The 6,336-nt window shown below is 69.6% G+C and carries 8 protein-coding genes and 2 pseudogenes; 6 read left to right on the forward strand and 4 right to left on the reverse strand.

Going from position 1 to position 6,336, the window contains the following annotated elements:
• Positions 1 to 429, forward strand: a pseudogene (locus tag QM634_RS06795) (serine/threonine protein kinase); the annotation flags it as partial.
• Entirely contained in the window at positions 426 to 2,324 is a 1,899-nt protein-coding gene (gene pknB / locus QM634_RS06800) for a Stk1 family PASTA domain-containing Ser/Thr kinase (RefSeq protein ID WP_415042015.1), read from the forward strand. The pseudogene QM634_RS06795 and the gene pknB, both read left to right, overlap by 4 nt.
• Before the next feature lie 28 nt (positions 2,325 to 2,352).
• Here the strand turns inward: pknB and QM634_RS06805 are convergent, their stop codons facing one another.
• Positions 2,353 to 3,018, reverse strand: coding sequence for an aminodeoxychorismate/anthranilate synthase component II (locus QM634_RS06805; RefSeq protein ID WP_415042016.1), 666 nt, complete (start codon positions 3,016 to 3,018; stop codon positions 2,353 to 2,355).
• Positions 3,019 to 3,057: 39 nt separating this feature from the next.
• On the opposite strand from QM634_RS06805, the gene crgA reads away from it, so the two are divergent.
• A complete protein-coding gene (gene crgA / locus QM634_RS06810; protein WP_415042017.1) occupies positions 3,058 to 3,348 on the forward strand; it encodes a cell division protein CrgA in 291 nt (96 codons plus the stop codon).
• A gap of 97 nt (positions 3,349 to 3,445) precedes the next feature.
• On the forward strand, positions 3,446 to 3,919 hold the full coding sequence (locus QM634_RS06815; RefSeq protein ID WP_415042018.1) for a PH domain-containing protein: 474 nt from the start codon (positions 3,446 to 3,448) through the stop codon (positions 3,917 to 3,919).
• 391 nt (positions 3,920 to 4,310) lie between these two features.
• Here QM634_RS06815 and QM634_RS06820 read toward each other — a convergent pair whose 3' ends face one another.
• The 3 genes from QM634_RS06820 to QM634_RS06830 form a co-directional block, all read right to left on the reverse strand.
• Positions 4,311 to 4,496 (reverse strand): hypothetical protein, encoded by a 186-nt coding sequence (locus QM634_RS06820; RefSeq protein WP_415042019.1) that lies wholly within the window; start codon positions 4,494 to 4,496, stop codon positions 4,311 to 4,313.
• A gap of 131 nt (positions 4,497 to 4,627) precedes the next feature.
• Positions 4,628 to 5,263 (reverse strand): rhomboid family intramembrane serine protease, encoded by a 636-nt coding sequence (locus QM634_RS06825; RefSeq protein ID WP_415042020.1) that lies wholly within the window; start codon positions 5,261 to 5,263, stop codon positions 4,628 to 4,630.
• Positions 5,264 to 5,361: 98 nt separating this feature from the next.
• Complete coding sequence (locus QM634_RS06830; protein ID WP_415042021.1) at positions 5,362 to 5,877, reverse strand: peptidylprolyl isomerase; 516 nt, start codon at positions 5,875 to 5,877, stop codon at positions 5,362 to 5,364.
• Between the two features lie 96 nt (positions 5,878 to 5,973).
• Between QM634_RS06830 and QM634_RS06835 the strand changes: the two genes are divergently transcribed.
• Positions 5,974 to 6,114, forward strand: coding sequence for a hypothetical protein (locus QM634_RS06835; RefSeq protein ID WP_415042022.1), 141 nt, complete (start codon positions 5,974 to 5,976; stop codon positions 6,112 to 6,114).
• Between the two features lie 27 nt (positions 6,115 to 6,141).
• Positions 6,142 to 6,336: pseudogene (locus QM634_RS06840) on the forward strand (hypothetical protein); the annotation flags it as partial.

Consider the following 6,336-nt stretch of genomic DNA (forward strand, 5'->3'; position numbering starts at 1 on the left):
GCCGCCGCGGCGGCGAAGACGGCCGCACCGGCCCCCGCGCGCAAGGCGGCCGCCGCGGGCGGTTGGACCGGCGGGCAGAAGGCGCTGGCCGCGATCGCGGTCATGCTGCTGCTGACGGCGCTCGGTCTCGTCGGCTACCTGTTCTCGCAGATGGGCAACCCGGAGCCGACGACCCCGTCGACCACCGTCGTCGACACGCCGTCGACCACCACCCCGACGTCGACGCCCACGACCAGCACCCCGCGGCCGTCGCGCTCGACGCCGCGGCCGCACTCGACGCCGCACACCACCCCGCCGACGACGACGCAGCAGCCGCAGCGCCCGCCGCAGACCCAGAAGCCCCGGCCCCGGCCCGAGGACCTCCCGCCCGATCCCGGGGCGCCGACCGCTCAGTGGCCGCCGCCGATCCGGATCCCAGGGTTCCCATGACCTCGACGCCCCACCACCTGTCGGACCGCTACCAGCTGGGTGAGACGCTCGGCTTCGGCGGAATGTCGGAAGTCCATTTCGCGCGCGACCTGCTGCTGAACCGCGACGTCGCGATCAAGGTGCTGCGCGCCGACCTGGCCCGCGACCCCAGTTTCTACCTGCGGTTCCGCCGCGAGGCGCAGAACGCGGCCAAACTGAACCACCCGACGATCGTGCAGGTCTTCGACACCGGCGAGGCGCAGACCGAGGACGGTCCGCTGCCGTTCATCGTGATGGAGTACGTCGAGGGCGAGACGCTGCGCGACATCCTGCGCGCCGACGGCCCCCTGGCCCCGCGCCAGGCGCTGACGTGGATGGCCGACGTCGCCGCCGCGATGGACTTCTCGCACCGTGCCGGCATCGTGCACCGCGACATGAAGCCCGCCAACGTGATGATCGACCGCACCGGCGCGGTGAAGGTGATGGACTTCGGCATCGCGCGCGCGATGAACGACACCGGCGCGACCATGACGCAGACGTCGGCGGTCATGGGCACCGCCCAGTACCTCTCGCCCGAGCAGGCGCGCGGACTGAAGGTCGACCCGCGCAGCGACATCTACTCGATGGGCTGTGTGCTCTTCGAGCTGCTCACCGGGGAACCGCCGTTCACCGGTGACTCCCCGGTGGCGGTCGCCCACCAGCACGTGCACGAGGACCCGCCGCTGCCGTCGGATCTGCGCGGCGACATCGCCCCCGAGTTGGACTCGGTGATCCTCAAGGCGATCAGCAAGAACCCGGCGAACCGCTACCAGAGCGCCGCCGAGTTCCGCGCCGACCTGATCCGCGTCCTGTCCGGTCAGCGGCCCGCGGCGCCGATGATCATGACCGAGGCCGAGCGCTCGGACCTCATCGACACCGGTCCGCGCACGATGGTGCGCCCGACGCCGGGCGGGCGGCACGACCCGAAGGCGAAGGCCCAGGAGAAGGCCGTCTTCCGACGTCGACGCCTGCAGGCCGCCGGGATCATCGCCGTCGTCGCCGCACTGGTCAGCCTCTTCGTGGTGTGGGCGCCGTGGTCCGGCCCGGCCGCGCAGAAGACCGTCCCGACCGTCCACGACCTGCCCGAGCAGCAGGCCCAGCAGCTCCTCGAACAGACCGGTTTCAAGGTCAAGATCATGAAGGAGTCCAGCCCCGACGTGCCCGCCGGCAGCGCGACGCGGTCGACGCCGGGCAGCGACGTGCGCACCGAGGAGGGCTCAGAGGTCACGCTCTACATCTCCTCGGGCCCCCAGCGGCAGAAGATCCCCGACGTCAAGGGCCAGTCCAAGGCCGACGCGGTCAAGGCGTTGAAGGCGCTCGGCTTCACGGTCGTCAAGACCGAGAAGATCGACTCCCCGGCCGACCTGCTGGGCAAGGCCGTGAAGACCACGCCGCCCGCGGGTACCGACACCGAGGTCAACTCGGTCGTCGTCGTCCACATCGGCGAGGGGCCGAAGAAGGTCACCATCCCTGAGCTGGTCGGCGAGACCGAGGACCGCGCACGCGCCATCCTCAAGCAGCTGGGCCTGAACATGACCGTCGTCCCCGGAGACTCGGAGATGCCCCGCGGTGAGGTCGTGACGACCTCACCGGCGGCCGGTGCCACCATCGCCGACGACCAGACCGTCACGATCACCGTCTCGCGCGGCAACATGTTCGTGGTCCCCGACCTCGTCGGCAAGACCCCCGGCCAGGCGCGTGCGGCCCTCGCCGGGGCCGGTTGGCGGGTATCCACGCTGACCCAGTCGTCGCGCCCGCTGCCGCCCGGCCATCGGGACGACGGGCGCATCGTCGCCCAGGACCCGCCCGCCGGCTCCGCCATCCGCAAGAGCGACGGCGTCAGCATCGTCGTCGGACAGAGCCGCATCTTCGGCTAGTCCGTCCAACCGGACCGGGCCGGGGCGACTAGTCCAGCGCCGCGGCCAGCTGCGCCTCGAGACGGTCGACGAGGGCGTCGTCGACGTCGATCCCGCAGACCGCGAGCCAGTTGGCGAGCATCCGGTGTCCGCCCTCGGTGAGCACGCTCTCCGGGTGGAACTGGACCCCGTGGATCGGCAGGTCGCGGTGCATCATGGCCATCACGATCCCGGTGTCGGTGCGCCCGGTGACCTCCAGCTCGTCGGGGATGGTCTCGGGCAGGACCGTCAGCGAGTGGTAGCGGGTCGCGGTGAACGGGCTCGGCAGTCCGGCCAGCACCCCGCGCCCGTCGTGGGTGACGGTCGAGGTCTTGCCGTGCAGGAGTTCGGGCGCCCGGTCGACCGTGCCGCCGAAGACGGCGCCGATCGCCTGGTGGCCCAGGCACACGCCCAGCAGCGGTGTGCGGGTCTGCCGCGCGGCGCGCACCACGTCCATCGTCACACCCGCGCGTTCCGGGGTGCCGGGACCGGGGCTCAGCAGGACACCGTCGTACGTGCCGATCGTCTCGGCCAGGTCGACGCCGGGCCCGGTGAGTGCCGGATCGTCGTTGCGCCACACGTCGACCGCCACGCCCAACTGGCCCAGGTACTGGACCAGGTTGTAGACGAAGCTGTCGTAGTTGTCGATGACGAGGATCCGGTTTTCACCACTCACGTGGACAGGCTACCGCCCGGTCGTGGGATAATCGGACCCATGCCCAAGTCAAAAGTCCGCAAGAAGACCGATTACACGATCTCCACGGCCAATCGGACGCCGGTCAAGGTCAAGGCCGGCCCGTCGGGCGCGGTGTACATGAGCGTCATGTTCGGCCTCATGTTGCTCGGCCTGCTGTGGCTGGTGGTCTACTACCTCGCCGCGCAGACCGGTCTGTACAGCGGCCCCGGCCAGGCCCTCAAATGGATGGCCGACCTCGGTGCGTGGAACTTCCTCATCGGCTTCGCCTTCATGGTGATCGGCCTGCTCATGACCATGCGGTGGCGTTGACGCCGATCCCCGCACAGTCATCCACACTGTGGAAATAACATGTGTGTAATTAGTCCACACTGTGGGTAACCCCTGTGGACAACTAGGAGGACCGGCTGTGGAAGCCTCGTGGTCGACGCCGTTGGCGTTCGGATATGCGCTGCTCATCGGTGCTCTCGCGCTGTTCGTCGGCGCGCTGGCCGCCGGAGTCGACTCCGTCGGCGTGGTCCTCGTCCTGATCGCGGTCGCGGGCCTCGTGTTCTTCGGCGCCGCCGCGCTGCGGGTCCGCCCGCGCCTGGCCGTCCACGACAACCTGCTCACCGTCCGCACGCTGACCGGACGACAGTCGTACACCCCCGACGAGGTCTACCGGATCCGCGTCCTGTCGCTGCGGCACATCGGTCGGCGCAGCTCCCAGCTCGAGCTCGACCTGGCGACCCCCGAGTCCCGCGAGCAGGCACCCGATCCCGCCCGCGGCGGCCTTCCGCCGGACAGCTCGCGCCTGGTGGTGCTGGGCCGGTGGGACCTGGGCGCCGACCCGAAGGCGGTCGCCGAGACCCTCGCCCGCGCGGGCTTCCCCGTCGAGGGCTGAGAAAAGCGGGCTGAGAAAAGCAGAACGCCGACCCGGCGGGTCGGCGTCGCGGCTGTCGGTGGGGGAGCCTAGTAGCAGTACCGCCACTCCCAACGGCCCGTATCCTTGTTGTAGAAGCGGGACTTGGCCTTGGGCCGGCGTCCCGGGATCTCCGGACCCCAGTTGCACGCAGCGGATCGGCGGCCGGGGCGAACGGGAATGCCAAACATGCCGCACATCTCCTTCTGGTGGTCTGGTCGATCCGGCTCATCGATGGCCGTATCAGAAACTTAATTCATCATCTTCCCGAACCGCTGATCGGTTCCTGTCAGATTGCTGGGAATCTTTCCCAAAGAGAGACCCGGCTGCATTGCGGCAGCCGGGTCCTCCAGTGTCTGTTACTCAGACTGGATCAGTACCAGCCCCAGTAGTAGCGACGGTAGCGGGGATCCCACATGCGACGACGACGACGCCGACGCGGGGGGCCCCACGGATCGCGGTGCGGGCCGTAGCCGGGGCCGCCGTGCGGGCCGCCGTGGCCGCCGGGGCCGGGACCGTAACCGGGGCCGCCGGGGCGCCCGTGTCCGTAAGGAGGCATGTGATTGCCCTTTCTGTTCGGTACATCGACTTTGGTCGACTGGGGAGAACGCTATCGGGTTCTACTCGCGAATCACTGCACAACACCTGGAAGGTTGCTGTGAACTGATGCGCCTGTGACCGTGCCGAGATCTAGGCGCGCAGATGGGGCGCCAGCGCACCGAGGAGGATCGCGACGACCAGCAGCGCGACCATGGCGGCCCACCCGGCGTTCACCGCGCGGCGACGAGATTCGACGGTCGGCGCCCGTTGACCCATCACCAGTTCGGGGACGTAGAGGGCGGCGGCCGTTGCCAGGGTGCCGAAGAGCAGGCCCCCGAGGTGTCCGTAGAGGGAGATGCCGGGCACCGAGAAGGAGATGACGAGGTTGACCACGATGATCGCGATGACCTGGCCGGGCGGCGCCTTGAGTTTGAGGACGATGACGAGCATCGCGCCCATCAGCCCGTAGATCGCGCCGGACGCACCGGCGGTCTCCTGGTGGGCGGGGGTGAGGGCGACGACCGCGGCGCTGCCGCCGAAGAGCGCCGTCAGGTAGACCAGCAGGTAGCGCGCCTTGCCCAGGATCGGTTCGATCACCATGCCCAGGATGTAGAGCGAGATCATGTTGACGCCGATGTGGATCAGCGACAGGTGCAGAAAGCCTGACGTCAGCAGGCGCCAGTACTCGCCCAACCGCACCTGGTACGGGCTGAGGATCGAGTCCTCGAAGACCGACGAGGCGGGGGCGCCGTAGAAATCGGTGGTGTGCGCCTGCGCGACGCACACCGCGTAGACCGCGACGTTGATCGCGACCAGCGCCCAGGTGACCGTCGGCCGGGCCCGCGTCGCCGCGGTGCCCGGCCGGGGCTCGGAAACCGTGATGGCTAGTCCTTCAGCTCGATGGACTCGATGACGACCTCGTCGACGGGACGGTCGCCCGGTCCGGTCGCGGTGGTCGCGATCGCGTCGACGACCTTGCGCGACTGCTCGTCGGCGACCTCGCCGAAGATCGTGTGCCGGCGGTTCAGGTGCGGCGTCGGGCCGACGGTGATGAAGAACTGCGAGCCGTTGGTGCCGGGTCCGGCGTTCGCCATGGCCAGCAGGTAGGGCTTGTCGAACTGGAGCTCGGGGTGGAATTCGTCCTCGAACTTGTAGCCCGGGCCGCCGCGACCGGTGCCGGTCGGGTCGCCGCCCTGGATCATGAAGCCGTCGATGACGCGGTGGAACACCGAGCCGTCGTAGAACGGGCCGGAGTCGCCGCCGGACGCGTTGGCGGTGCTGTACTCCTTGGATCCGTCGGCCAGACCGGTGAAGTTCGCCACGGTCTTGGGCGCGTGGTTGGGGAACAGAGTCACGGCGATGTCGCCGCGATTGGTGTGAATGATCGCTGTATTGGTCACTCCGTCATCCAACCATCTCCACCGGTCGGGCGGAACCGGGCGCGCAGACGCTCCGCCGGTTTGGCGGCGGGCCTGCGGTTTTGGCAGGCTGTAACCATGCCTTCCAAGTCTGTGGTCGCCGCGATCGTCGCGGTGCTGTCGGTAGCCGTGGCCGTCATCGCGGTGCGCCGAGTCTCCGCGCGGGGCGTCGACCCCATCGCGCCCGCGCCACCCCGGGTCACGGACTTCACGCGCTGACCGGCGCGCAACGGGTAGTTTTGCCACATGAGTTCACATGAGCGCAGGGACGATTCGGCCGATGACGGCCCGCTGAATCGGCGACCCGCGCCCATCCCCCCGAGCAATCCCGCGCCGCCCGCCCCCGAGTCGGGCGGAGTCCCGGCGCCGGCGACCAAGGCGACCCGGCCCAAGGCGCGCCGCAAGCCGGCCACCAAGCCCGCCGGCGCGAAACCGGCCGCC

It is taken from the genome of Gordonia sp. (in: high G+C Gram-positive bacteria) (genome assembly GCF_047606305.1).
In the GTDB taxonomy this organism is placed as follows: Bacteria; Actinomycetota; Actinomycetes; order Mycobacteriales; family Mycobacteriaceae; genus Gordonia.

What these genes read in the sequence shown, in the direction of transcription:
- QM634_RS06820 (WP_415042019.1), bottom strand. Translation starts at nt 4,496, where the DNA reads ATGCCTCCTTACGGACACGGGCGCCCCGGCGGCCCCGGTTACGGTCCC.
- pknB (WP_415042015.1), top strand. Translation starts at nt 426, where the DNA reads ATGACCTCGACGCCCCACCACCTGTCGGACCGCTACCAGCTGGGTGAG.
- crgA (WP_415042017.1), top strand. Translation starts at nt 3,058, where the DNA reads ATGCCCAAGTCAAAAGTCCGCAAGAAGACCGATTACACGATCTCCACG.
- QM634_RS06835 (WP_415042022.1), top strand. Translation starts at nt 5,974, where the DNA reads ATGCCTTCCAAGTCTGTGGTCGCCGCGATCGTCGCGGTGCTGTCGGTA.